Annotated in this window: 21 protein-coding genes; 8 read left to right on the top strand and 13 right to left on the bottom strand. The window is 47.1% G+C overall.

Features of this window, described 5'->3' with window-relative positions; translation table 11 throughout:
• Nucleotides 1-455 precede the first annotated feature (455 nt).
• From QUA83_RS13370 to rppA, 3 genes are all read right to left on the bottom strand, one after another.
• Nucleotides 456-1,007 (bottom strand): DUF3124 domain-containing protein, encoded by a 552-nt coding sequence (locus QUA83_RS13370; RefSeq protein WP_333293615.1) that lies wholly within the window; start codon nucleotides 1,005-1,007, stop codon nucleotides 456-458.
• A gap of 85 nt (nucleotides 1,008-1,092) precedes the next feature.
• The gene (locus tag QUA83_RS13365; protein WP_333293614.1) at nucleotides 1,093-2,373 is read right to left on the bottom strand and encodes a HAMP domain-containing sensor histidine kinase; all 1,281 of its coding nucleotides are present in this window, start codon (nucleotides 2,371-2,373) and stop codon (nucleotides 1,093-1,095) included.
• Between the two features lie 9 nt (nucleotides 2,374-2,382).
• On the bottom strand, nucleotides 2,383-3,069 hold the full coding sequence (gene rppA / locus QUA83_RS13360) for a two-component system response regulator RppA (protein ID WP_333293613.1): 687 nt from the start codon (nucleotides 3,067-3,069) through the stop codon (nucleotides 2,383-2,385).
• Between the two features lie 154 nt (nucleotides 3,070-3,223).
• Here rppA and QUA83_RS13355 point away from each other — a divergent pair, with 154 nt between their 5' ends.
• Nucleotides 3,224-3,601, top strand: coding sequence for a hypothetical protein (locus QUA83_RS13355; RefSeq protein WP_333293612.1), 378 nt, complete (start codon nucleotides 3,224-3,226; stop codon nucleotides 3,599-3,601).
• A 132-nt stretch (nucleotides 3,602-3,733) separates the two neighbouring features.
• Here the strand turns inward: QUA83_RS13355 and QUA83_RS13350 are convergent, their stop codons facing one another.
• Nucleotides 3,734-4,138: a BON domain-containing protein gene (locus QUA83_RS13350; RefSeq protein ID WP_333293611.1), complete on the bottom strand. Its 405-nt coding sequence runs from the start codon at nucleotides 4,136-4,138 to the stop codon at nucleotides 3,734-3,736.
• Nucleotides 4,139-4,595: 457 nt separating this feature from the next.
• Here QUA83_RS13350 and QUA83_RS13345 point away from each other — a divergent pair, with 457 nt between their 5' ends.
• The 3 genes from QUA83_RS13345 to QUA83_RS13335 all read left to right on the top strand — a co-directional run bounded on the left by QUA83_RS13345 (nucleotide 4,596) and on the right by QUA83_RS13335 (nucleotide 10,001).
• On the top strand, nucleotides 4,596-7,310 hold the full coding sequence (locus QUA83_RS13345) for an HAD-IC family P-type ATPase (RefSeq protein ID WP_333293610.1): 2,715 nt from the start codon (nucleotides 4,596-4,598) through the stop codon (nucleotides 7,308-7,310).
• Nucleotides 7,311-7,391: 81 nt separating this feature from the next.
• The gene (locus QUA83_RS13340; RefSeq protein WP_333154383.1) at nucleotides 7,392-7,919 is read left to right on the top strand and encodes a hypothetical protein; all 528 of its coding nucleotides are present in this window, start codon (nucleotides 7,392-7,394) and stop codon (nucleotides 7,917-7,919) included.
• A gap of 450 nt (nucleotides 7,920-8,369) precedes the next feature.
• Nucleotides 8,370-10,001 (top strand): sodium:proton antiporter, encoded by a 1,632-nt coding sequence (locus tag QUA83_RS13335; protein WP_333293609.1) that lies wholly within the window; start codon nucleotides 8,370-8,372, stop codon nucleotides 9,999-10,001.
• On the opposite strand, the gene QUA83_RS13330 is transcribed toward QUA83_RS13335, so the two are convergent.
• From QUA83_RS13330 to QUA83_RS13320, 3 genes are all read right to left on the bottom strand, one after another.
• Nucleotides 9,958-10,674: a TrkA family potassium uptake protein gene (locus tag QUA83_RS13330; RefSeq protein ID WP_333293608.1), complete on the bottom strand. Its 717-nt coding sequence runs from the start codon at nucleotides 10,672-10,674 to the stop codon at nucleotides 9,958-9,960. The genes QUA83_RS13335 and QUA83_RS13330 overlap by 44 nt on opposite strands.
• Before the next feature lie 208 nt (nucleotides 10,675-10,882).
• A complete protein-coding gene (gene gatC, locus QUA83_RS13325) occupies nucleotides 10,883-11,164 on the bottom strand; it encodes an Asp-tRNA(Asn)/Glu-tRNA(Gln) amidotransferase subunit GatC (protein ID WP_333293607.1) in 282 nt (93 codons plus the stop codon).
• 140 nt (nucleotides 11,165-11,304) lie between these two features.
• Nucleotides 11,305-11,826 (bottom strand): photosystem I assembly protein Ycf3, encoded by a 522-nt coding sequence (locus QUA83_RS13320; protein ID WP_333293606.1) that lies wholly within the window; start codon nucleotides 11,824-11,826, stop codon nucleotides 11,305-11,307.
• Between the two features lie 745 nt (nucleotides 11,827-12,571).
• On the opposite strand from QUA83_RS13320, the gene QUA83_RS13315 reads away from it, so the two are divergent.
• On the top strand, nucleotides 12,572-13,888 hold the full coding sequence (locus QUA83_RS13315) for a hypothetical protein (protein ID WP_333293605.1): 1,317 nt from the start codon (nucleotides 12,572-12,574) through the stop codon (nucleotides 13,886-13,888).
• Between the two features lie 193 nt (nucleotides 13,889-14,081).
• On the opposite strand, the gene QUA83_RS13310 is transcribed toward QUA83_RS13315, so the two are convergent.
• Nucleotides 14,082-14,306 (bottom strand): hypothetical protein, encoded by a 225-nt coding sequence (locus QUA83_RS13310; RefSeq protein ID WP_015174403.1) that lies wholly within the window; start codon nucleotides 14,304-14,306, stop codon nucleotides 14,082-14,084.
• 212 nt (nucleotides 14,307-14,518) lie between these two features.
• A complete protein-coding gene (locus QUA83_RS13305; protein WP_333293604.1) occupies nucleotides 14,519-15,694 on the bottom strand; it encodes a SpoIID/LytB domain-containing protein in 1,176 nt (391 codons plus the stop codon).
• A gap of 264 nt (nucleotides 15,695-15,958) precedes the next feature.
• On the opposite strand from QUA83_RS13305, the gene QUA83_RS13300 reads away from it, so the two are divergent.
• Nucleotides 15,959-16,891 carry a ribonuclease Z gene (locus QUA83_RS13300; protein WP_333293603.1) on the top strand — a complete coding sequence of 311 codons (933 nt, stop codon included), beginning with the start codon at nucleotides 15,959-15,961 and terminating at the stop codon, nucleotides 16,889-16,891.
• A gap of 550 nt (nucleotides 16,892-17,441) precedes the next feature.
• On the top strand, nucleotides 17,442-20,258 hold the full coding sequence (secA, locus tag QUA83_RS13295) for a preprotein translocase subunit SecA (RefSeq protein ID WP_333293602.1): 2,817 nt from the start codon (nucleotides 17,442-17,444) through the stop codon (nucleotides 20,256-20,258).
• Between the two features lie 79 nt (nucleotides 20,259-20,337).
• Here the strand turns inward: secA and QUA83_RS13290 are convergent, their stop codons facing one another.
• The 4 genes from QUA83_RS13290 to QUA83_RS13275 form a co-directional block, all read right to left on the bottom strand.
• Nucleotides 20,338-20,631: a DUF3288 family protein gene (locus QUA83_RS13290; RefSeq protein WP_333293601.1), complete on the bottom strand. Its 294-nt coding sequence runs from the start codon at nucleotides 20,629-20,631 to the stop codon at nucleotides 20,338-20,340.
• Between the two features lie 151 nt (nucleotides 20,632-20,782).
• On the bottom strand, nucleotides 20,783-21,691 hold the full coding sequence (locus tag QUA83_RS13285; protein ID WP_333293600.1) for a hypothetical protein: 909 nt from the start codon (nucleotides 21,689-21,691) through the stop codon (nucleotides 20,783-20,785).
• A gap of 55 nt (nucleotides 21,692-21,746) precedes the next feature.
• A complete protein-coding gene (locus QUA83_RS13280; RefSeq protein ID WP_333293599.1) occupies nucleotides 21,747-22,316 on the bottom strand; it encodes a tetratricopeptide repeat protein in 570 nt (189 codons plus the stop codon).
• A gap of 387 nt (nucleotides 22,317-22,703) precedes the next feature.
• The gene (locus tag QUA83_RS13275) at nucleotides 22,704-24,773 is read right to left on the bottom strand and encodes a serine/threonine-protein kinase (protein ID WP_333293598.1); all 2,070 of its coding nucleotides are present in this window, start codon (nucleotides 24,771-24,773) and stop codon (nucleotides 22,704-22,706) included.
• Nucleotides 24,774-25,274: 501 nt separating this feature from the next.
• Here QUA83_RS13275 and msrP point away from each other — a divergent pair.
• The gene (gene msrP / locus QUA83_RS13270) at nucleotides 25,275-26,258 is read left to right on the top strand and encodes a protein-methionine-sulfoxide reductase catalytic subunit MsrP (protein WP_333293597.1); all 984 of its coding nucleotides are present in this window, start codon (nucleotides 25,275-25,277) and stop codon (nucleotides 26,256-26,258) included.
• Nucleotides 26,259-26,396 lie beyond the last annotated feature (138 nt).

The raw sequence follows: 26,396 nt of genomic DNA, 5'->3' as shown, positions 1-26,396 counted from the left end.
TATCCTTGCTCTTCGCTGTGCTTATCTCAATGGTCAACTTTCAATTTGATGTATTTGCCAAACTGAGATGCACCCTGCCAAGTCCCCATAATTATCGGGGTAATCTGAATTTGTGATGTCCCCAATTGTCGCTTTTGCATACCCTAAGTCCTCATTTATATTTTTAGTATTCACCCTCAAGGTCTCTAATCTTAACAGAAAAAAGTTTGGTAGTCCTGCACAGTAATGCTATCGTTTTATTCCGCAATAATTATAGTGATGTACAAAGTTAAAAATAAAAAATGGGAGCATCTCACTTTTGCAGCAAAGCTCGAAATTGGAATTAGGAGTCAGGAGTCAGTAGCCAGGATAAAAGAGTCATAAGGAAGAAGAAAGAAGTGTTTTTGCAAATATGAGATGCTCCAATTATAATAGTCTAAACCTACCTTATAAAGCAAGAAGTTAATCCTCTAAAATCATTTTTGTATCTTGTGTTGCTTGAGAACTTTAGCGGGACTGATAAATGAAATGCCCTGAGAAGATGAGGTACTAATCATGACAGCTTCAATGACAGGATCATAAACCGTTTTTTCTGCAACCCACTCCACAATAAAGTTTGCACCTGAGCCTCCACTTGTATCATCTGCTGCAATAAAAAAGTCTGTGGAAGCAAGCGGCTTGAGTTCTACTGGACTCTTAATGTCCTGCCTAATCAATTTCCCATCACTATCGTAGTAACGCACCGAAGTAATAATAATCGAATTTGTCAGATCCGTATTGCGGATACTGAGGGTGGCTGACAAATTCATGACATTATCCAGGCTATTGTAGTGATAAATATGTGAGTAAATAGGGACATATACGGTTTGTCCCATTACAACTTTTGTTTTATCTAACGTGACGGATCTCAGTGAGGTTTCACGTTTTGTATCAGGTTGTTGTCTTTGTGAGGTAGTTTGGTTCCAACAAGAACTCAGGACGATCGCCCCTAGCGCCCAACCAACCCAGAAATCATGTTTCAGCTTCATCGGCATTCATCCCAATACACCACATACATTACAGTTACGTCTAAAGCAGAAAGCAGAGTGCACCTTCTCTCTCGTTTGAGGCAGCTTAGTGATAAGGTTTGAGCGGCAGTTCAACCTGGAAAGTTGAGCCGAGGCCCACTGCACTCGTCACCTGTATTTGTCCGCTGTGTGCCTTGACAATTTGTTCGACGATCGCCAACCCCAGCCCAAAGCCTCCACTCTCCTGCGAGCGATCGGTGTCTACTCGATAGAAGCGATCGAAAATATAGGGTAAGTCCGCTTCTGGAATACCGATTCCCGTATCGATGATCTGAATAACTGCCAAATTGGAATGAAGAATTAGGCGTATCTGTATAGTTCCGCCAACGGGAGTATATTTACAGGCATTGTAAAGCAAGTTTTCGACTGCTTGCCGCAGCAAATCAGGATCTGCCAATAATTCAATCCGCTGTTCCGGTGATTCGCAGGTGAGTTTGATATTTTGGGCTTCTGCAAGTGCGAGAAACTGGGTTGCTAAATTGCTCAGCAGCTCGTTTAGATTGATTAACCTGAGCGATTCCGGCGCAAGTCGCCCTTGATGACGAGCCAACAGTAGTAAATTATTCACCAGCGCTCCCATTGATTTTGCGCTATCTACAATGTTTTCTAAGGGAGGATGGTAACGCGAATCATCACCCGCGATCAGCAACCCAAGCTGGGCATTAGTGAGAATGGCAGACAGGGGCGATCGCAACTCGTGAGAGGCATCGGCTGTAAAGCGCTGAAGCTGCTGATAGGCTTGCCGAATCGGTTGCATGGCCAGCCCGCTGAGAAACCAACCTGTGAGGGCAATTAAGCCCAGTGTCAGCGGCACAGCGAGAGTTAGCACAATCTGAAGCTCAGTGAGCCTGTTTTGAGTTTCTGTCAGGGGAGTTGCCACCTGAAGATAACCGAGTACCCCAGTTCTACCTTCAACGGGTAATGTCACCTGACGCAGCCAGATTCCTTTTCCCAAAAGTGGATCGGTCGATCGAACTGTGAGATAACCAAAGGGCGTATTTAACCGATCGGCAGGAGAATTCCCAAAAAAACGAACTAACCGCCCTTGTGCGTTATACCAGCGCACGTAAATCAGATCTTCAGCAAGGGGATGCGAACCACTGCCTAACAAGGAAACATGACTCAGATCGACCTGGTTCTGGTTTTGGCGAACTTCATAATGCACGCTGGCAGCCATGACTCTAGTTTTGTCATATAGCAGTCGATCGAGTGCCTCCAATTTATCTTTTACCTCAATCTGATAGATCACCCCTGCAAACAGCACAAGAATGCTTCCCATTGAGAGGGTGAACCAACGAGCCAGATTGCGACGACTTTGATTAAACACAGCTTGCCTTTACGATCGTGACTTTTCAGGGGAAGTGAGGCGATAACCCATACCGTAAATGCTCTCAATCCAGTCTGCCGATCCTACAGCCTGCAAGCGTTGGCGGAGTTTGCGAACTAGAACCGTAATTGCATTGCTCTCTGGTTCAGTCCCCCATTCCCACACACCTTGTTCAATTTGACTGCGAGTCAAAACCTGTCGGGGATGGCGCATAAAATACTCCAACAACTGAAACTCCCGACTGGAGAGGGAAACGGTTGCACCTTGTCGCTCAACAGTCAGAGTATCGAGGTGGAGGTGTAGATCCTCAAGGCTGAGCGTATCTCCTTGCCAAAGGGGCGATCGCCGTCTTAATGCCCGCACTCGTGCCATGAATTCAACCAAATCGATCGGTTTCACCAGGTAATCATCTGCACCTGCGTCTAACCCGGTCACTTTTTCAGGCGTGGTATCTCTTGCCGTGATCATCAAAATCGGCGCTGTTTTCCCTGCCGATCGATATTGACGACAGAGATTTACCCCACTGATATGTGGCAACATCCAGTCCAAAATCAACAAATCATATTCTTTTTCTGATAACAGCCACTGTGCCGTCTCTCCATCTTTTACCCCATCCACGCTATGTCCTGCTTGAGACAGAACTGTTTGAAGTGGCATCAGTTGCTTTGGGTCATCTTCCACCAGCAAAACTCTCATATCTCGGCTCGCTTCCTTCGCAGCTTGCAGTTTTCAGCATTAGAGTTTGAGGCGATTCGCGCATCTTCTTTAAGCTAGATTTTAGGATAGAGCAAGTTGTATTAAAGTGCAAAAAGATAGTATGAGCCTCAAAACGGATGGGAAAGAATAGCTGATGATTAGACGTTGGCTAAAAGCATCAGGCGCAGAGTTTTGGTTGCCATTGCCGTTTGTGGCGATCGCGTTTTGGGTTGGTTCCAGTTTCCTAATGGCTCAAGAATTACAACAACCCCAGATAGTAAAGAATAAACTTCAGGCAGATACCCAGCTTAAAGCAACGGTGTCTGTCAATATATTGCTGATCAACGCGGTGATTAACCGAAAACAAGGAACCACGCAGGTTGCGGTAGAAACAGCAGAACCCATTTTGAAGCGATTGGAATTAGAATTGCCAATGACTGACGCAACCCAGATAGAGGCAGCGATCGCGCAAGAACTCCAGTTATCACGTCAAAATGTTCGCCAGTTAGTCCGTTACGAAATCGTTGAATAAGTTTATTGTTTCAATATTGCGATCGCATCCAGTCAAATAAGGTTGGCAAATCCATAGGTTTCCTGGCTGCGATCGAGCAATTCCTCAAGCGGCAAGAAGCGTCCAATACTCTTGCCGCTTGAGGATTAATAACTACTGAGTGACGATTTCGTTATTAATGGAAACATTCGCTGCAGTTTGCCGAGCAATTTGTTCTGCCAATGCTTTTTGTTCTGCCGTTTGAACGCGCCCTGTTAACACAATCGAATTATCCCGATCGTCTGCGTCCAAATCGAATTGCTTGAGGGTGGCATCGGAGTCCAAGGCCTCTTCTACGCGATCGGCAATATCGTCAACGTCTTGATTCTGAGGCGTCTGTGCGGTCGTGGTTGCAGGCGCTGGAGTGGTTGGAACAGTCGTATTTCCAGTGGCAGTTGTGGGAGCAGAAGTAGATGGAACAGTTGTCTGCGAAGTATTAGGGGAGGTGCAAGCACCTAAACCCAAAATTGCAACAGTGCTGACGCAGATTCCTTGCACAAATAGCTTTAATAATTGCATATTCTTTGTTTGTTTTGTTTGTTGTGAAACGCAATTTTGCCGATAAAACTCAGGATGAAGTCTTTGAGCATTTCAACTTAACCAGTGAATGTACCATAGTTCATCTATCAAAAGTAATGCTTTTTATATCAATTCGGGCTGCGCCGGAATGATATCAAATCCGCGCTTCGCAAGTCGGGCGGAAAGTCGAATCAAGCTGCCAACAAATAATTCGCGCAATTTTCATTTTTTTGACCCCTCCTTCTACAGTCAACAGTCAACCATAAATCAAATCCAGTGAACTAAGGTTGGCAAATATATAAGTTATCTTAATCTGTTTTCTTCCTAAGTATAGCGAGCAAATGTGATCCAAATGTGAGTAACAGAAATCAGTCGCTCACTTTTCCCTCACTTTCATCAATGACGCTAGAAATCAAGACGAAATAACAAAGAAGCAGTTGGCTTGACAAGAAACGTTATGACTGCAACCAATGTAGAAAAATTAGTAGAACACTCTTGGCATCACCTTTCTGTCGAGAAAGTAGCTCGGATTTTAGAGACAGACCTGGAAATAGGTCTATCTTCCCAGGTGTCAGCGGAGCGGCGCGAGATCCTCGGCCCCAATCAACTAACGGCTCAGAAGCAGCAAAGTGCCTGGTTGCGATTTTTTCAGCAACTGAATCAGCCGCTAATATACATTTTGTTAGCTGCTGGGATAGTAACAGCATTTCTGAAAGAGTGGATTGATTCAGGGGTAATTTTGGGGGTTGCTCTGACGAACGCCACCATTGGTTTCGTTCAAGAGTCAAAGGCAGAGAATGCGATCGCCGCTTTAGCAAAATCTGTTGCAACTGAGGCAACCATTCTCCGCCACGGTCAAAAGCAAGTGGTTCCATCCAGCGAACTGGTTCCCGGCGATCTCGTCTTGCTGTCTTCTGGGGATAAAGTGTCTGCGGACCTGCGGCTGATCGAAGTCCGTGACTTACAAGTCGATGAGTCAGCGTTAACGGGAGAATCTGTCCCGGTCCAGAAGCAATCCCAGGCGCTAGAGGCAGACGCTGCACTGGCCGATCGCACCAACATGGCCTATACCGGAAGCCTGGTAACGTTTGGACAGGGACGCGGACTCGTCGTCAGCATCGGTGACATGACCGAGACCGGACACATCTCCCAACTCATGCAGCAAAGTACCGCACTGGAAACGCCACTGAGCCGCAAAATTGACAAATTTAGCCAAACTTTGCTCTATGTCATTTTAGGTTTGGCTGCCTTCACCTTTGCTGCAGGCATTGCCCAGAGATTTTCTTGGGTTGAGGTGTTCAAGGCATCTGTGGCGCTTGCCGTCAGCGCAATTCCTGAAGGCTTACCCGCGATTTTAACGGTGACACTGGCGATCGGGGTTTCCCAAATGGCAAAGCAGCACGCCATTATTCGCAAACTTCCGGCAATTGAGACGCTGGGTAGCACCACCGTGATTTGTTCTGACAAAACCGGAACCTTGACTGAGAATCAAATGACAGTTCAGGAGATTGATGCCGGTGGAAAGCGATATCGGGTTAGCGGTGGAGGATATGTGCCAGACGGGGAAATTTCTGTAAATGGAAATTCCGTTGATTTGACGATCGCACCTGCCTTATATGAATGCCTGCAAGCAGGACTGTTGTGCAACGATTCCCATCTAGAAGTGCAAGATGGAAACTGGACTGTAGTCGGTAGTCCAACGGAAGGGGCGCTGGTTGCGGTAGCTCAAAAAGCGGGGTTAATTGCTGAGAAACTGGAGGAAGCGCTTACCCGGCTCGATACACTGCCGTTTGAATCTCAGTTTCAATACATGGCAACCTTACATGACGATCGCCCACAACGGTTGATTTATGTCAAGGGTTCAATAGAGGCAATTCTCAAGCGGTGTCGCCTGATGCTCGATGAAGAGGGAAAGGCAATCGCCCTCAACCCCGTGCCGATCAAGCAAACCGTGGACAGAATGGCGAAAAAAGGGTTACGAGTTCTGGCACTTGCCAAGAAAGTTGTACCCGCTTCTCAATCTTCAATTGAGCATTCTGATATTGAACAAGGGTTAACTTTTCTGGGGCTGCAAGGCATGATCGACCCGCCGCGCCCCGAAGCGATTCAAGCGATTCAAGCCTGCAGGTCTGCGGGAATTCAGGTCAAGATGATTACGGGCGATCATGCCAAAACAGCAGCAGCGATCGCGCACCAAATGGGACTAAATCAAACCCAAGAGGCTCCCGTTTTTACCGGTCAAGAACTCGCTCAAATGAATCAGCAGCAATTCGCCAATGCTGTTGAACAAAGCTGCGTGTTTGCTCGTGTCGCACCTGAGCAAAAGCTCCGCATTGTCGAAGCACTTCAGTCTAAGGGCGAGATTGTGGCGATGACTGGAGATGGAGTTAACGATGCTCCCGCCCTGAAGCAAGCTGACATTGGGATAGCGATGGGCATCACGGGCACCGAAGTTACAAAAGAAGCAGCGGATATGCTGTTGACAAACGACAACTTTGCTTCGATCGAGAAAGCAGTTGAGGAAGGGCGCACGGTTTATAAGAATTTGCTGCGGGCGATCGCCTTCATCCTGCCCGTGAATGGTGGAGAGTCCATGACCATCTTGATTGCCGTACTTTTGGCAACTCCACTACCCATTTTGCCAGTACAAATTCTCTGGCTGAATATGGTCAGTTCAGTTGCGTTGAGCTTACCGTTGGCATTTGAGCCGCCCTCTCCCGATGTCATGCAACATCCACCTAGACGGGCCAATGAACCGCTGCTGTCTCGCAGGCTGACCGCTCGGATTCTGACAGTTTCGGTATTTAACTGGATTGTGATCTTTGGGATGTTTGAATGGATCGTCCAAACCACAGGTAATGAAGCTCTAGCCCGGACAATGGCAATTCAAGCATTGGTAGCGGCCGAAGCTTTTTACCTATTAAGCATCAGTCGCTTCGTTCCGGCGATCGTCGCCAAACTGCGCGGTAAAGATGAATCAGTTGGCTACGCGGTAGCGATCGGCATTGGGGCTATTTTCATTCTCCAATTCCTGTTTAGCCAATGGGGCATTATGAATCAGTTATTCAACACTGAAGCTTTGAACCCAATCCAAGGCTTAATTTGTATCGGATTCGGACTGCCAATGATTGCTTTGTCAGCTTTGCTAAAGCGTTTTGCACCTCTGAACTAAGTGGTTTTTGTGATGCGTCTATTGCCAGCAACTTTACACACTATTTACCAACTTTGTAGCGTTGAATATTTAATATTTCTCATGAATTACCAAAACCTCAAACGTGCTAGCGGCCTATTTACTAATCATCGAAACGCAGAGCAGGCGCTAGTTGAGCTAAAAAGCCGGGGCTTCCCCATGCACAAGATTTCAGTGATTGCTAAACCTTCTGACCATGATGATTTGGACTCTCTGGGAGTGCAGCAAATTTTAATCACAAGAGCAACAGGCGCACAAGTAGGCGCGATCTTAGGTAGCATAGGACTAGGTTCATTAGCGTTAATTGTTGGACTCAGCAGCCTGCTAATTCCCGGTATTGGTCAGGCATTAGCGCTGGAAAGCCTTTTAGCAACTTTCGTTGGAAGTGGGATTGCTGCAACTGCTGGCGGTCTATATGGCGCACTTCAAGGATGGTTTGTGCCAGAAGAACAAGCAAGAATTTACAACGGCAGATTTAACCAGGGAGATTATTTGATCGTCATGGAGGCAAGAGAAAATGAGATCGTGATTGCTGAACCTGTCCTTAAACGTTGGGAGATTCTGACGTGGCGTGTCTGTGATGCTACCTAAATTCAAGGTCAGAAAGGAGGATTACCTTCGAGGAATTTAGTCCCGCGAAACAGAACGTCTAAAACAACTTAAAAATTTGACGGTCGATGATTTTGGGCGATCGCTCTCTTACTCCTGACATACGGATCGACAAGTTCCAGTACCCGCCGATTCGGCAACCGCGATCGGGTCGGCAACACTTCAGAAGAGACTGTTAAAAAAAATTAAAAACCAGCACAATTAAGAGCAATTAGCATCCTGTAAGGGTTTGGAAATCATCCAGATATACCAAAAAAATTGCACTTTAAAAACGATCAGATCGCCGAGCCCACCCATAAATCTCGTTTCAGCTTCTTCAGTATTCATCCAAATACACCACATAAATTGCAGTTACGCCTACAACAGAGTGAACCGTCTCCTGTAGACTAAAACGGTAGTTAATCTGTTAATTTCTTTGAGGAAAACGAGTTTATGGGAGGAGTATCGGTGATAGAGTCGATTGTAGCGCAACAAACTCCCTTGGACAGCAATCCTGCTACAAATAGCCAAACTGCAGGAGTTATTTCTGAATTGGTCATCATCTTGATCATTCTGCTGCTGATTGCAACTGTTGTGGCACTCGTAACCCAACGGTTACGAATTCCCTATGTGACGGGCTTAGTGTTAGCAGGCTTGCCCATTACGGAGGTCTTGTCGCGTCGAATTGGTTTAGACCCCTCTTTAGTATTAAATCTTTTTCTACCAATTCTGATTTTTGAAGCAGCTATCAATACTGATATCAGCCGTCTCCGCAGCACCTTTAAGCCGATCGCCCTGCTGGCGGGTCCAGGCTCGATATTTTCCTCAGCAATTATCGCTGTTCTGGTTAAATTTGGGCTAGGGCTAGACTGGATTCCGGCGTTACTGATCGGAGTCATTTTGGCAAACACTGATACAGTCTCGATGATCGCGGTTTTTAAAGAGATCCGTGTGCCTTCTCGATTGTCCACCATTGTTGAGGGAGAAACTCTGTTCAATGATGCGGCTGCCCTGGTTTCATTCAATTTGATTCTAGTCGTTTATGCTACAGGTTCTCTTACCGTCGTGGGAGGACTTAAAGAACTGCTCGTGGTTGCCTTGGGTGGGGGACTCGTGGGTGTAATCTTAGGTTACTTGAGTCTGCCGATATTTGTTCGATTAAATGACCCGTTGAGTAGTCTCTTACTGACAGTTGCGCTGGCGTTAGGAACATTCCAAATCGGGCAATTTTTGGGGGTATCCGGTGCGGTGGCTGTGGTGATCGCCGGACTCATTTTTGGCAATCTGGGTCTTTCTCGCAGTACATCTGCTTCCGATCGAATTACGCTACTGAGCTTCTGGGAGTACGCTGGTTTTGGGGTCAATACATTTATTTTTCTGCTGATCGGCATTGAGATTAACCCGCTGACGCTGTGGAGAATTTTGCCATCCATCCTGTTCGTTATTGTGGCGTATCAACTGGGACGGATTCTCTCGGTTTATCTGTTGTTAGCAGGGCTGCGGTGGTTCGATCGTCCGATTCCCTTGCGCTGGCAGCACGTTCTGTTTCTGGGAAACATCAAAGGCTCACTCTCGATGGCACTGGCGCTTAGTATTCCTCTGGGATTGACAGGACGAGATAACATCATTGCGCTGGTTTTCGGTGCAGTTTTATTCTCCTTGGTCGGACAAGGATTAAGTTTACCCTGGCTAGTAAAACGGTTACAAATCAGCCGTGTTTCTGATGTAATGCAGGAAGCTGGGCAGTTACAGATTCAGTTGATTGCTTCCAAAGCGGCTCAAGATGAGCTAGATAGTTTGCTGAAAGCAGGCGTGTTGCCGAAGGCAGTTTACGAGGAGTTATGGGCATCATATCAAGCACGAGTAGCACACTCTGAACGAGTGCTGCGCGATCTCTACAATAAACATCGGGCCGGACAAGTACAGGGCGATCGCAGCGGGCTAGATACGATTCGACGGCGATTGCTTTTAGCAGAAAAAGGAGCCGTTAGCGATGCCCTCCGCAAGCGAATTGTCCCAGAGGATCTGGTTCATCCTTACATCAAAGATTTGGATGAGAAACTTCTAACGTTGGCCGATGACTAGCGCGAATGCCGAGGTAATCAATCATCTGGTGAACTAGCTCTGGACGGGTGACGACCAAGATGGTAGAGCCTGCTTCCAGAACTGTATTGCCGTTCGGAATCTCCAGATTGGCGCAGGCATGGCATTGATAACCAATAATCAGCGAACCTTTTGGAAAACGAGGGTCTTGAGCAATTTGGGCAACGGTGCGACCTGCCACCTTGCAATCGCCTGGAACTGGCAGCTTTAGTACCTCGACTTGCCCGTGTTCAAAGTGCATCATAGACTCGATTTGGGGATATTCAATCGCATTCGCCATTGATGCAACTGCCAAATCAATAGTGCTGATGATGTGACTGGCTCCGGCAAGTCGATAGGCTTCCATGAATTCGCGATCGCGCATTCGCACCACAATATGGGAAATGCCATAGCTTCTGGATAGGGTGATCAGCGCTAAATTGAGTGCATCATCCCTGAGTGCTGCAACGACTGCGTTTGCTTGTTTAATTCCCGCTTCCAGAAGAACCGTTGTGCTCACCGCACTGCCTTCAAATGCCATCACTCCAATTTTTTCACGAGCAAAGCGACAAGCAAGCGGGTCGGCATCGATGATTGCAACCGTATGACCGACTTTTAATAGCTGCTGGGCTAAACCCAGCCCCATCATTCCTGCTCCACCAATTAATACGTACATAACTATTTGTCACCCCAAGAATGAACTTTACAGATTTATCCCTATGAGTGAGATTGTTTTTGGTTTCTATCAGTTTAATCGGCTTGTGGGGTGGCTTTTACCGGGCTTACTTATTACCTGTTCCACACTTACTTTAATCTGGTTGTGGGGTTGGCATGGGAGCCAGCCCCTCAAGTGATTTTCCTCAGTTAGGTACGCAGCGGGAACCTTACATAATCTTAGGCACTTTGAAAAACTCCCCATCGCGATCGGGAGCTCCCTCCAAAATACTTTCTCCCTTAGCAAAAGGTTTCAAATCGTCCGATCGCATTACATTACTAACATCGATCGCCCGCGTAGTCGGCTGCACCTTACTCGTATCTAGTTCACTCAACTGCTCGAAATAATCCAAAATACCGTTAAGTTGACCAGTAAACTGCTCTTCTTCTTCCGGCGTTAATTCCAATCTCGCTAAATTCGCTACTTTCCGAACTTCTTCTCTGTCAATCATAAAAATCTGTAATTGGGAATGGGAATAGGGAATGGGGAATGGGGAATTGGTTATTTGTTATTTGTTATTGGTTATTTGTTATTAGAGAAACGACTAACTACCAACTATTAACTACTAACTATGCCCCATGCCCATCCTAGTTAAAAATACACATCAATTTGCGATCGGCCTGTCGTCTTCAGCCAATTTTGTACTTCAATGTAATTGTTTGGGGCCAAGCGAATAGCCTCCTTCCAATAATCCGCAGCTTTATCAAACAGCCCTTCCGCAGCTTCAATATTGCCAGCTTCCTTTTCCTTTTCCCCTTGATAGTGGTAAATTACAGCAATATTATTTAGTGCTTGTGGCATTCTCGGATTGAGATCCAAAGCCTCGCTGTAATATTCCAAAGCTTTATCGTGTTCGCCGTTGCTAGTATGGATCAGCCCCATATTGTACAAGACATAACTGCGATCGTAAGGATCTTCCTCCAGCTTCAGCGCTTCATGATAATTGTCCAGCGCTTCAGCGTATTCGCCATCTGCTTGAGCTGACATACCATCCCGGTAATAAGCAAAAGCTTCCTTCGCCTGCTTTTTGGCTGGCATAATCTTTAGGATGATATCAGCCATTACTGTGAAACTTTTGTCAATAAAGTTATCGTTGCGTTGAGTTCTTGGCATATGCGATTCTTTGGTTAGTGGCTAATCAGAAAATTTAGCCTGTAAAGTTTTCCTATTAATAATTGCGCCACTGTTATAGTGGGCCGTTGTGTTGAGGGCGCTAAAAATTTTAGTCGATCGCACCTGCGAACCTTAAAACACGCCCTTGGGTTTAACACCCGCGCAAGCTCTATCTATTTTATATAAGTCTTGCAAGACTGGCAAAAAAACTAGATTTCTTTAACATATCTCTGGCACTCTACACAAAACTTACAAAAACCCGCGCCGAAGGGAAAACTTCTGCAGGAGGGTGCAGAGGCGATCCGGTTCGAGGGCTCCGCCAACGGGCGATCGCGCACCGTACCCTACTAAATGTAGCCATAATCCCCCCTCGTTGACTCTCAGAGCAAACAAGCAAATAGCCTGAAGAGCAGAAATTCAATCACAAAGTTTTATTAAGCTATCCGAGTTCAGCCCATACTTAAAAGTTATTCGGCAAAACACTAGCAATATTTTGCCCCAAAGTCAATCGATTTTAGATTTTAGATTTTAGATTTTAGCATTGACCCCACGGATCAATTCGGGGGGCAAGTTTCTCGGATACAGGTTTTTTATTTCTGGACGGATGAATCCGGGGGCTTGTATCCTGGATGCTTGATTGTCAAGGGCAGCCTCAAAAAAAATCAGAAAGCCGATCGCCAAAACCAGCTCGAATTCCCGCAATATATAATAAAAATAACCGGGTAATTTTCACAGAGAGAAACCTATGGCTCCGAATCCCACCATTATGCAAGCCGTCGAACAACTTGGCTACCGCGTTACGGTTGGAGACGTGGCGGCAAAAGCTGGATTAGATGTCAATTTTGCCCAGCGAGAACTGTTAACCCTCGCCTCCGAAGCAGGTGGCAACCTGCAAGTAGCAGAATCCGGCGACATTGCCTACCTATTTCCCAAGAACTTTCGAGATATTTTGCGAAACAAATTCTTGCGATTGCAGTTGCAGGAATGGTGGCAAAAAATCTGGCGCATTTTATTTTATCTGATTCGGATATCTTTCGGCATAGTGCTGGTAGCTTCTATCCTCTTAATTTTTGTTGCTATCACGATTTTACTCTCCAGCGGCGATAGCAATAACAGCAGCGGCGGAGGAGGAGACGGTGGTAGCGGGGGCAGCAGAGGCGGCGGCTTTTCCTTTTTTCCCTACTTCTGGAACGACTTAATCTGGATATTTTACTGGAACCATGACCAACCATACTACCAGCAGCGATCGCGCTTAACTGGCCAAAAACCCGAGATGAGTTTTCTAGAAGCAGTTTTCTCCTTTCTCTTTGGAGACGGCAACCCCAATAACAATCTAGAAGAGCGCAAATGGAGCGATATTGCCGCCGCAATTCGCAACAACCGAGGCGCCGTCGCCGCCGAACAAATTGCTCCATATCTAGACAATCTCGGACAAGGATACGCCCAAGAATACGAAGAATATATGTTACCGGCTCTCGCCCGTTTTGACGGCCGCCCTGAAGTCAGTCCCGAAGGGCAAATAGTCTACCACTTCCCGCAATTACAAACCACAGCCACCGAGAGAAATTCTGAACCAGTAGCCGCTTATTTGCGAGAAATGCTGTGGCGTTTCAGCAACGCCAGTTCAGGACAAATCATGCTCGCAGCAGGGTTAGGAGCCGTCAATCTTGTCGGTGCGTTAGTTTTGGGGAATCTATTAACTAATAATTTAATCGTCGGTGGATTTATCGGTTTCGTCAGCGCTGTTTATCCTATGCTCCTGATTTACGGCGTCGGATTTCTCGCACTTCCTTTAATTCGCTACTTCTGGATTCAGTGGAAAAATAGCCGGATAGAAGCCCGCAATCAAGAGCGTCAGCAGCGAGCAATGTTATTAAACGAACCCGATGCCAACTTGCTCAAAAAACTGGCATACGCCCGGGAATTTGCAGCAGAAAACGTTCTGACTGGAGAAGACTTAGCTTATACCACAGAAACAGAATTAACCCAACAAGAACTAGAACAGTCAGCTAAAATAGATGCCGAATGGCAGCGCCGGATCGATCGCTCTGACAACTTGTAATACTAATGAAAAAAAACAGTTGTTTGTTGTTAAGTTAGGTTGCACTAAAATCTTGCACCGTTTTCAAGAATAGGCAGGATGCCTGTTCCACAATAAAATATCTTTGTTGAGGAACGGGCTTTTAGCTCGTTGTTAATAATTGTGGAAAATATCAATTTTTATTGAGGTCATAATTTTTATACTCCCAGTTTTATTAAATAAGCTTAGGGCGTTTAAAAATCAAACAATTTTGGTCATATTTCGAGTCGTGATCCAGAGCCACAAGTTCCCATCCTTCCTCCCCCAAATGATTAACAAATAGATGCAGCGAGCCTTGTTTCCAATCTCGCTGTTCTTCACCGTTTACATATAAACTAATCAGCTTGTTTCCAAAAGGATACATATTCGCATCCACAAATAAATACTCCCACTTTTGCATAGTAATCCTTAATGTAGTTAGTTGGCAGTTGGCAGTTGGCAGTTGGCAGTTGGCAAGAGTTAGTAGTTATTGGTTATTTGTTGTTGGCTCTAATAACCAATGCTTTTCGGCGATGATGCTTTTCCGCCCAATTCCCAATTCCCAATTCCCAATTCCCAATGCTTTCCGGCCCAATTCCCAATTCCCAATTCCTAATTCCCAATTCCCAGCAGTTACTGGACTGCAATTCTAGCCAAAGTAGCACCTCGGTAATAGTGCAACAAAATCTGCTGGTAGCCGTATCCTTGTCTGGCCAAATTGTATGCCCCCCACTGACTCATTCCTACAGCATGGCCGAAACCTTTGCCAGCAACTTGAAAACCGGTAGGAGCTTGGCCGCTGTTCCTTGGGTTCCGGCCGCCCCCATATTGAGGAATCACGGTAAACCGCGTACTCCTCAAATTTAAAACCCGGCGTAAATCTGCGCCAGTCATGACCCTAGAACCGCCATCTCCAACTACTTTCATCCTCAAAACGCTGCCGTGAGCGGTAGTGCGTTCTGGCTTCATCGAGATCACATTGCCCACGCCAGAAATCTTACTGCTGATTTGAGCGCGAGAAAAATTTTCTTTCCATTGATAAACCGGTGCTCCTTGGTCGAAGTCAGGAACAGCACGCAGGTAAGGCAGGGGTTCCGTCCAAACATCTTCGACATTTTCAGTATGTCCCCCAGACGCAGAGTGGAAAGCGGCTAAAATAATTTGACCGTTGTAGGCCAGAACTTGACCGGCGGTTGCATCGACTGCGGAATAAGTGCCAGAAGATTCTGTTTGCAATCCTTTGTAAACCTGCGAATACTGAGTGCTGTCCACGTCGTAAAGGTCGGTTTCGCTTTTCAGGCGCTGGTGGATAGCGTAGGAACGGGCGGCGACTGCTTGGGCTTTCAAAGCCTCTTGAGGCCAATTGCCACTCATCTCGGCGCCGAGAACGCTGTAGAGATATTGTTCGATATTGACGTAGTTGATGGCAGTCAAGCCTCCTTTTTGGGGAACTAGAAGCGTGCGTCCCCGATACCAGCGATCGCCAATCCAAACATAACCGTTCCCCGTCGGCTCGATCCAAACTTGGTTTGCCGCCCAGCGACCAATTGCCACTGTTCCCGATCGAAATTGAGCTGACTGAGAACTGTTTGCCGACAGTTCGCCCAAATTGCGCCCGCTACCGTCGCGGATTGCAGCCTTAGTAGAACTGCCGACTTTTACCTGACTTGCCCCGTCTTGTACCGCCACTCGCAAGATCAGCGCGGCCTGTGCTGGGGCTACCATTGCCAGCCAAAACAACAGCGAAATCCAAAAGTAGCGTTTTTTTAATGTCGAAAAAACGGAACCAAAAAATACTCCTGACTGCATTTGAAAATTTTCCTCCTGTGCTGTATGAGTTTAAGAATTTTTAAGGGAAGGCAAGGGAAAAAGGAAGGGGAACGGAAGAAACAAAACGTTAGAATTGGGTGGATCGCTCTGTACGCTTGTCAAAAATGATTTTAGCGAAGAGATGTTCGCAGGAACAGCGATTTATCCCGGTTCCTGCCTGCGACTATTTCCTATATGTCGGATTTGTCGCACTCTGGATATATGTAACATATTTTTTAAGACTTAATTGAGGTGATTTGACTCTTGCAGATTACATTTCTCGGAACTAGCTCCGGCGTACCCACGCGATCGCGCAACGTTTCCAGCATCGCCCTCCGCTTGCCCCAGCGAGCCGAACTCTGGCTGTTTGACTGCGGCGAAGGAACTCAGCACCAGTTTCTCCGCAGCGATCTCAAAGTCAGCCAACTAAGCCGCATTTTCATCACTCACCTGCACGGCGACCACATTTTCGGCTTAATGGGTTTGCTGGCTAGCTGCGGTTTGGCGGGGAATGTCAAGCGCATCGATCTTTACGGGCCTCCGGGACTTGAAGAATATTTGCAAGCTGGCGTTCGCTATTCTCAAACTCATTTTTCTTACCCGGTTAAGGTACACAAAATTCACGAGGGAGTTATCTATGAAGATGACGAATATATTGTTAGTTGTGGCCCTTTGAAGCACCGAGTTACTGCTTTTGGTTATCGAGTAACTGAGAAAGATCGTCCGGGACATTTTGATGTAGAAAAAGCGAAGGCTGTGGGTATTCCTTCGGGGCCGGTTTACGGTCAATTAAAACAAGGAAAGACGGTAAAGTTAGACGACGGGCGACAGTTTAAAGGTAGTGATTTTTGCGGCCCGGATCAAATCGGGCGCAAGTTTGTGTATTGTACGGACACGGTTTTTTGTGACGGGGCAGTGGAATTAGCGAAGGACGCTGATTTGTTGGTTCATGAAGCTACTTTTGCTCATCAAGATGCTCAAATGGCCTTCGATCGCCTGCATTCAACTTCCACAATGGCGGCTCAAGTTGCTTTGATAGCTGGGGCGAAACAGCTAATTATGACGCATTTTAGCCCGCGTTATGCTCCGGGGAATGCGATCGTCCTGGATGATTTACTCAAGGAAGCCCAGGCAATTTTTCCGAATACGAAAATGGCCTATGACTTTTTGACTTACGAAGTGCCGCGCCCTGTTTAAAACTAGGGTTAATTTGGTCTGAGATGTGACAGCTTTTTTAATAAGCTTTTTATGAACAGGCAAGATGCCTGTTCCACAAGAAAATTCACTCTTTGTGGAACAGGCATCTTGCCTGTTCTTGAGAATGGTGCAAGATGTGAGATGAATCTGAACTGAGATGTGACAGGATTTTCAATAAGGGCGATCGGGGCGGGCTCTGGCACACCCCACAAAAACATTAATCTTTGGTGGAACAGGCATCTTGCCTGTTGCGGAAATTAATCCTACAAAAACATTAATCTCTTGTGGAACAGGCCGGAAAGCCTATTACGCCCTGCAATTGTCAATAAGCACATATACCTGAGCTGCGATCGCGGCCCACCTTCACCAACTTCAATCCAAAATCTAAAATCTAAAATCCCAAATCGGTCGATCGCCCCCAAAGACGCCTTCGACGGCCCAGGAGAGCCAATGGTTGCTACAATCGGGGAGGGTATATGTTGTGGCTAACACTACAGCCCCTAACCCTGAAAGCTAATAGCTAAATTATTAAAAATCTGCCTCTCCTGCCATGTTTAAAAATCTGCTAGGCGATCCCAACGCGCGCAAACTGAGAAAATTTCAGCCTTGGGTAGCTGATATCAATATTTTGGAAGAAGACATCCGCGCACTCTCAGACGACGGCCTCAGAGGCAAAACGGCGGAGTTTCAAGACCGTCTGGCAAAAGCTAAATCTCTCAACGAGGAGAAAGAGATCCTAGACGAAATCTTGCCGGAAGCTTTTGCAGTGGTGCGGGAAGCGGGACAACGGGTGTTAGGAATGCGCCACTTTGATGTCCAACTCCTCGGGGGCATCATCCTCCACAAAGGCCAAATTGCCGAAATGAAAACCGGTGAGGGAAAAACTTTGGTGGCGACGCTACCGGCTTACCTCAACGCCCTCAACGGTAAAGGGGTACACATCATCACCGTCAACGATTATCTCGCAAGACGGGACGCGGAATGGATGGGACAAGTGCACCGCTTCCTGGGATTGACTGTGGGACTGATTCAGCAGGGCATGGATCAGGTGGAACGAAAGAAAAATTATAGCTGCGATATTACCTACGCGACTAACAGCGAAGTCGGCTTTGATTATTTGCGCGACAACATGGCTACTGTCATGGAAGATGTCGTGCAGCGTCCTTTTAATTTCTGCGTGATTGACGAGGTTGACTCGGTGCTGATTGATGAAGCACGGACGCCTTTAATTATTTCCGGCCAGGTGGAACGCCCCAGTGAGAAGTATATACGGGCGGCTGAGGTAGCTGCTGCTCTGAGAAAGGAAAATGAAGAACATTACGAGGTTGACGAAAAGGCTCGGAATGTGCTATTGACCGATGAAGGGTTTGGTGAAGCTGAGCGGTTGTTGGGTGTTACGGATTTGTACGACCCGGCGGACCCTTGGGCGCATTACATTTTTAATGCGATTAAGGCGAAGGAATTGTTTATTAAGGATATTAACTACATCGTCACTCCCGATCGCGAAGTGGTGATTGTGGATGAGTTTACGGGGCGGGTGATGCCGGGACGGCGCTGGAGTGACGGTTTGCACCAGGCGATCGAAGCCAAGGAACGGGCGGAAATTCAGCCGGAAACTCAGACGCTGGCGACGATTACCTATCAGAATTTCTTTTTACTTTATCCGAAGCTGTCGGGGATGACTGGGACGGCAAAGACTGAGGAGACGGAATTTGAGAAGATTTACAATCTGGAAGTGACGCTGATTCCCACTAACCGGATTACCAGCCGTACTGACCTTTCGGATATGGTGTACAAGGCGGAGGCTGGGAAGTGGAATGCCATCTCCCAAGAATGCGCGGAAATGCACGATATCGGTCGGCCGGTGCTGGTGGGTACTACGAGTGTGGAAAAGTCAGAGTTGCTGTCGCGGCTGCTGCAGGAGAGGAAAATTCCTCACAATTTGCTTAATGCTAAACCGGAAAATGTGGAGCGGGAATCAGAAATTATCGCTCAAGCCGGACGTAAAGGCGCTGTGACGATCGCCACAAACATGGCGGGACGCGGTACTGATATTATTTTGGGCGGTAATTCTGAGTACATGGCGCGCCTCAAGTTGCGGGAGTATTTTATGCCCCGAATCGTGAAACCCGAGGATGACGACGACTTTTCGGTGGTGCAAGTGCCTGGTATTGGTGGCCGCCCCGCACCTCAAGGTTTTGATATGACTAAGAAAAAGGTAAAGTCTTGGAAAGCTTCAGCACAGATTTTCCCCACGGAACTATCGAAAGATGCCAAAGAAATGCTGGTGGCGGCGGTGGAATTGGCGGTGAAGGAGTACGGCGCGCGATCGCTCACGGAATTGCAAGCCGATGATATCGTGGCTATAGCTTCGGAAAAAGCGCCGACAAAAGACCCGGTAATTCAAAAATTGCGGGAAGCTTACAATTTAACTCGCAGAGAATACGATGCTTTTACCAGCACCGAACACGATGAAGTCGTGCAGTTGGGAGGCTTGCACGTCATCGGTACCGAACGCCACGAATCGCGCCGGATCGACAATCAGTTGCGCGGCCGGGCGGGACGCCAAGGAGACCCTGGTTCTACACGGTTTTTCTTGAGTTTGGAAGACAATTTGCTCAGGATTTTCGGCGGCGAACGGGTGGCAGGTTTGATGAAGGCTTTCGGTGTTGAGGAAGATATGCCGATCGAATCTGGAATGCTGACTCGTTCCCTCGAAGGCGCTCAGAAAAAAGTCGAAACCTACTATTACGATATCCGCAAGCAGGTATTTGAATACGACGAAGTGATGAACAATCAGCGTCGAGCAATCTATGCGGAACGTCGCCGAGTATTGGAAGGTTTGGACTCCAAAGAACAGGTAATTAGGTATGCCGAACAGACGATGGACGACATCGTGGGAGCATACATCAATCCCGATTTACCTTCGGAAGAATGGGAACTCGACAAACTTGTGAGCAAGGTGAAGGAATTTGTTTATCTGCTCGCTGACATGACACCGGATCAGCTAGAAGATTTGTCTGTTGAGGAAATTAAAACATTCCTGCACGAACAAGTCCGCAATGCTTACGACATTAAAGAAGCGGAAGTTAATGCAATCCGAGCTGAATTAATGCGAGATGCGGAACGGTTCTTTATTTTGCAGCAAATTGATACTTTGTGGCGGGAACACTTGCAACAAATGGATGCTTTGCGTGAGTCTGTAGGGCTGCGTGGTTACGGCCAGAAAGACCCGTTAATCGAGTACAAAACTGAAGGTTACGAGCTGTTTTTGGACATGATGACGGATATCCGCCGCAATGTGGTTTATTCGCTGTTTCAGTTTCAGCCGCAGCCGGCAATGCAAGTTTCGCCAGAGATGGTTTGAAAATAGTTAACAGTTGACAGTTGACTGTTGACTGTTGACTGCAACTTCCAGGAAGAGCCTGGAAGTTGCAGATTTGAGATTAAACCCAATCTTCTTGATCGCTTTTTTGTCGCCTGTAAACCTCACCTGTAGCGTGAATTTTGCGGGTTTGTTCATAAAGAGTTTCTTCGGTATGATTCCATTTTTGCAGGACTTTTTTTAAGTCGGATTGGATATCTCTAGCGCCGGGAAAGCCTCGGTAGCGAATTATTAATCTTGCTAATTCCGATAAATTGTATTCGGTTGCTTCTCCTGCTAATAAAGTATTGACACTGGCTCGATCGCGCTTGTATTGCGGATGTTGCTGATCTTGAGTTTTTTCTACTGAATCCATACTATTTTATGTTTCCCAATCATTTAAAAATGTTGCTAAAAGCAACCGCCAACCAAAAGCGCGGACATAAATAACTATCATGAATAGAGTCTTAAATCCGCCCTTCATAAACGGTTTGATTCGGGTATCATAACTGTCAACTGTCAACTGTTTAAGTTGTCGCTTCTGTCAGCCCCAGAAATTTTTGTGTTTGTTCAGTAATACCAAATAGTCGATCGCCGTGACAAAAGATTTCCCAGGCGCGAATTCCCATAAAACCAATACCTGCAACCGCCAAGGGCATCGCAGCGGCACCTAAAAGCGCGGCAATGGGGGGAAATATGATGCACAGTGTTAACAGAATGCCAGTAATAACACCGCCAGCAAGGCCAGCTTTGGCGGTGGCGGTGGCGACTTGTTCCACTAACTCTGACTGGCTAATTTTGCCTTCCACGCACAATAGGGAATTTTCTAAGATAGAAAATATTAACTCAATTACTGCTGCGGCGATCGCCCCTTTCATTGCAGCCCCAACGATTTCCGCAACTGCTGCTTTAAACGCTGCATCCGCTAAAACTTGCTTAGCGACTGCTAATTCGGCAGCAGTCATGTCTACACCACCGCGAGCACGATTAACCCAAAAATATTCAAAAATCCCGTTAGCAGCTTCGCTTCCGCCTCCATTGACGTGCGCTTGGATGTGACTCCAATCTTTATCTTGACAGAAGTTGCGAATTGCTTCTGGGCCTTGGGCACGAATTTGGGCGGGTATGGATTCAAATACTTTTGCTGCTTCTTGCACATCTCGGATGCCGTCACGTACCCCAGCCCTCGCAAATTTCCATTGCAGGTTTGTTGGCAGGTTCTCAAAACGGATGTTGTGTGCTATTTTAAAAGCTTCTTGAGTGGCGATCGCCCCGGCACTAACAATGGAACTTGGCGCTGATTGTACCCACGCCGTTAATCCAGTTGCACTTTCCTCAACTTTAGCAACGATTTCGGTGGCTAAGTTTTGGGTATCGGCAACAGTTTCTTGTACTTTAGCCGTTAGGAATTCGAGCGGATTCTGGTTAATTTCCATTTCGATCCAGCTTGCATCGTTAATGATTGAATTATTTTGACTATAACATTCCTCTTCAGTAAGTGTGATTTTTTACTGAATTGCTTCTCGCTTCTAACTCCGGCTGTAAATTTAGAGCTTTTTTTTGATAAAATAAACCTTCATTGATTCGACCTTGCTCTTCCAAACTTTTGCCTAAATTCCAATAAGCGACGGCTAAATCTGGTTGAATAACGATAGATTTTTGATAGTAAGTTATGGCGTCATCGAGCTGGCCTTGTTTGTAAAACATACTGCCCAAATTAACATAGGCTTCGACAAAATTAGGATCAAATTCGATCGCCTTGGAGTAGGCGCGAATTGCCGCGTCTATTTTGCCTTGGGCTTGCAGGATATTGCCTAGAGTTTTGTAGGCGGTGGCGAAATTCGGTTGGTGGCGAAGTGCTTGGTAACAGGAGGCGATCGCCTCTACATATTTCTGTTGCGTATAATAAACTTCAGCGATCTTGTTGAGTGCGATCGCATTATCTGCTGGAATGGCTAGTAATTTTTGATATTGAGCGATCGCCTCCTCAAGTTTTCCTGATTTCTGGAGGGTCTCGCCCGCTGACAAATACTGCTCTGCTAACTCGGAATTTGCGGTCATAGATTTTAGTTTAACAGCCAAAACTACTTTACCACAACTGTTAGTTAGCAACCGCGATTTCTAGGGATATTCTGACTATTTTCAATTTTAAATTTGTTTTTGTACCAACAGTTCGGACAGTTTTTGATTACCAACCGTAGCATAGAGGTTTTAGGGAACTCCGATTAAAGCGAGATAAAAGTCAGCAAAGTTCTGGACGCACTCTTGACGATCTGAAACCCGGTTGCTGACTATATTTCTCGTTCCTGTTAGCAAAACTCATAGAAAGCGGGTTTCTAACACCCCATGCGTGGGCCTTGAAACTGTCCGAAGTGTTGATATATCAATTAACTGAATGTTCGATCGCCCTAGCTGTTCAAAAATTGATCGAACGGGCGATCGAAAAAATTAAGGAGACAGTCGCCACACCTTAATCGTGTCGTCAAAACTGCCACTGATCAGAGTTTTGTCTTGAGGATTAAAAGCCAAATCCACCCAGGTAGAATGACCCTTCAGCGTGCCCACCGTGTCGGCGGGACTCATCTGCCACCGCTGGCCGGGACTCATCCGCCACAGCTTGATAGTGCCGCTCAAATCGGCGCTGGCCAGCTTGTCTCCGTCGGGACTGAAAGCCAAGGACTTAACCTTGTCGGAATGGCCGATTAAAGTCCGCAGCAGAGAACCGTTGGACTGCTGGGACTGATTATTTGCGCTGATATCCCACAACTTCACCGTCTTGTCCCAACTGCCACTGGCGAGAGTTTGACCGTCCGGGCTGATGGCCAGAGACCAAACCGCCTCGGAATGACCCCAAAGAGTTTCTTTGAATTCCCCAGTCTGCCAGTTCCACAGGCTGATCTTACCGTCGCTGCTGCCGATCGCCACAGTTTCTTGATCGGGACTGAAAGCCACCGCCTGCACCTCGTCAAAAACCCGGTTGAGAGTTTCCAACTCGGCCCCGCCTTGGACTTCCCACAGCTTCAAAGTTTTGTCCTTACCGACACTGGCCACAGTCCGGCTATCGGGACTGAAAACCACCGAGAACACGCCGTCTGTGTGCCCATCCAAAGTCCGAATTAACTTGCCAGAATAGAAACTCCACAATTTAATCGTACCGTCAACGCCGCCGCTGGCGATCGTCCTGCCGTCGGGACTGACAGCCACCGACCACACAGGCCCCAAATGTCCTGCTAAAACCTTGAGCAGCTTGCCGTGACGCTTGTGCCGCAAGTGAATTGTGCCGTCGTTGTTCCCGCTGACGATCACGCGGCCCTGGGGAGCAACTGCTACCGCCCAAACCGGGTTTTTGTCTTGATCCGCCAGAGTCCGCACTGCGGGCCGGGACGGCGATGCATCACCATTGAAATCCTGCATCGGGGGCGGATTGAACCGAATTTCGGGAATGCTAGAAACAGGCTCAGAAGAAGTGAAAGCCTGCGGTGCAGGAGATGGCAAGCGAGAACCCAGCACTACGGACAGCAGGGCAACCGTACTTGCTCCCCACATGGCTAAACTCCACTTGGGTTTGCTGAGAATCACTTGTGCCGATGCCGGCCCGTAATTCATGTCTGTGAGAATTGCCTCGGTCGATCGATAGCGTTTTGATGGTTCTCGCTGCACCATTTTATCCAGAATGCGGCCGAGTCGCGCCGAAACTGGTACTTTCAAATAATGTCTCCAAGTCCAACTTTCGGCTTTGATGTCAAACAAATCAAAGGGCGACATTCCCGTTAACAAGTGAATGCAAGTGACGCCCAAACTGTAGATATCGCTGCTCTTAATCGCTTTGCCTTTAATTTGTTCCGGGGCCGCGTATTCCGCAGAACCTGTCACCGTTTCGGTTTTGAGCGGCCCGCTATTAGCCCGAATTGCCGCGCCGAAATCGACTAAAACTAGCCCAGAGGAACTTTCCTGAGACACGGAATGTAAATCCTCTTTCCCTGCCCAAGCTGGGGATGCTTGGGGATTTTTGCGGTGAATAATATTCGACGGTTTGATATCTCCGTGAATCAGTTGATTTTCGTGAACAAATTGCAGGACTGGCAACAATTCGCTCAGCAGATACCAAATTTGAATTTCTTTAACAACACCTTTTTCTGAAAGCCGATCGGCTAAATTGCGGCCTTCGATGTATTCTTGCACTAAATACTGGCAGCCTTCGAGTTCAAAAGATGCCAGCAGTTTCGGTATTTGGGGATGTTGGCCCAACTTGTCGATAACTGAGGCCGAGCGGCGAAATGCCCAGTTTTCCTGTGTGCAACCTGCAGCAGGCGCGCAGAACTGTTGAATGACGCAGCGGGGTTGCGAAGGTTGGTCTTCATCGACTGCTAAGAAGGTGCGGCAAGTGAGACTTTGACCGAGGGTGTGAAAAACTCGGTAGCGGCCTTTTAGCAGCAAGTTCGACTCGCAACTTTTGCATACTGTCGCGCGATCGAGATTTTGGGGATTCTGGCAATGGGGATTGGTGCAGTAACTCATTTGTCTTTCCGCTGGAGACCCCCGTCCGACATTATTGCTGGTGGGGGAGGAAAGCGGGGCGGTGCGTGCCGCTTCCTGTGGACAAATTAAATAATTGGAATCTTTGCTTGATCATAATTGTTTCCCAGATTTTCGCCACAATTGCTTCGGTCGATCGCGCGTAAATTATTGCTGACTTTCCTGCGAGCGAGGTTTAATAGGTCGATCGTACGGGCGGGCAGGATGCCCACCCCACAAGAAAATCATTCTAAAGAACAGGCCGGAAAGCCTGTTCTTTAGAATGGTGCAATATCTCAGTTGTTACCGTATTAAGCTATACTGTCATTGCGAATATTTTCAGTGCGATCGCACTGAAAGTATTAGTGAAGCCTTGCCAAATATCGACGATTCTTTGTTCTATGGAGGGCCTCTAAAATTTCCCATTTCCCATTTCAAATCGACTAACCGATTAAAACTTAGGCAAATTTTGCCAAACTAGCTATTAACTTTTAACTATTACTTATGCCATTAATTCGCATACCCAAATCTTGGGAAATTCTCAACCCACAAATTACCCCAGAAACAGCCTTTCTCAACCGCCGCCGCTTCATGACAAATTTAATTGGCGCCGGCGTGACAGCTTCGCTGCTGCCGCTGACCGGCTGCCAAAGCAATCCTAGCTCAAAAACTGCTCTGGATTCCGGCTCAACCCAAGCATACTCGGAATTAAGCCGGAATCCCGCCTTTGCGAAAGTCGATCGAGCGATTACCGACGAAGGGTTAGCTACAAAATACAACAATTTTTACGAATACGGCGGCACAAAATCTATTTGGCAAGCCGCTCAAGCTTTGCCAACAGAAAACTGGAAAGTAGAAGTAGGCGGTTTAGTAAAAAATCCCCGCACTTATGATATTGACGACCTCTACAAAAAATTTCCCATCGAAGAACGAGTTTATCGATTTCGCTGTGTAGAAGCGTGGGCGATGGTAGTTCCTTGGGTCGGATTTCCCATGAAATTGCTGATGGCTGATGTCGAACCGCAATCGAAGGCTAAATTCGTTCGCTTCACCTCATTTTACGACCCCAAAATAACCCCCGGACCCGGTTTGATGTCGCAATTTTATCCTTGGCCTTATACCGAAGGTCTGCGAATTGAAGAAATGGCCAACGATTTAGCATTTTTTGCCACAGGCTTGTATGGACGAAGGCTACCAAAACAAAATGGTGCGCCGCTGCGGCAAGTGATTCCTTGGAAATACGGTTTTAAGGGCGCAAAGTCAATTGTAAAAATTGAATTTGTCGAACAACAGCCCGCCACTTTTTGGAATACAATCGGCCCCAACGAATACGCCTTTGAAGCAAATGTCGAACCCGACAAACCACACCCCAGATGGTCGCAGGCCAGCGAACGGATAGTCGGCCCCGGTAACAGTTGGTCGTGGGAAACTCGCCCGACTTTGCCCTATAACGGTTACGGCGAATATGTAGCTAGCTTGTACAGTTAATTGACGGATTTCCCCTCGTTTCCCTCGTTTCTAGGCTCTGCCTAGGAACGCAGATCCGGAGGCTCTGCCTCCCTCTTCCCGCGAGGCAGAGCCTCGGATTCAGGCATTCCCAGGCTCTGCCTGGGAACGAGAAAAACA

It is taken from the genome of Microcoleus sp. K1-B1 (assembly GCF_036704705.1).
GTDB lineage: Bacteria > Cyanobacteriota > Cyanobacteriia > Cyanobacteriales > Microcoleaceae > Microcoleus.
Note: the sequence above shows the minus strand (reverse complement) of the source record. Positions and strands in the feature narration are given on the sequence as shown.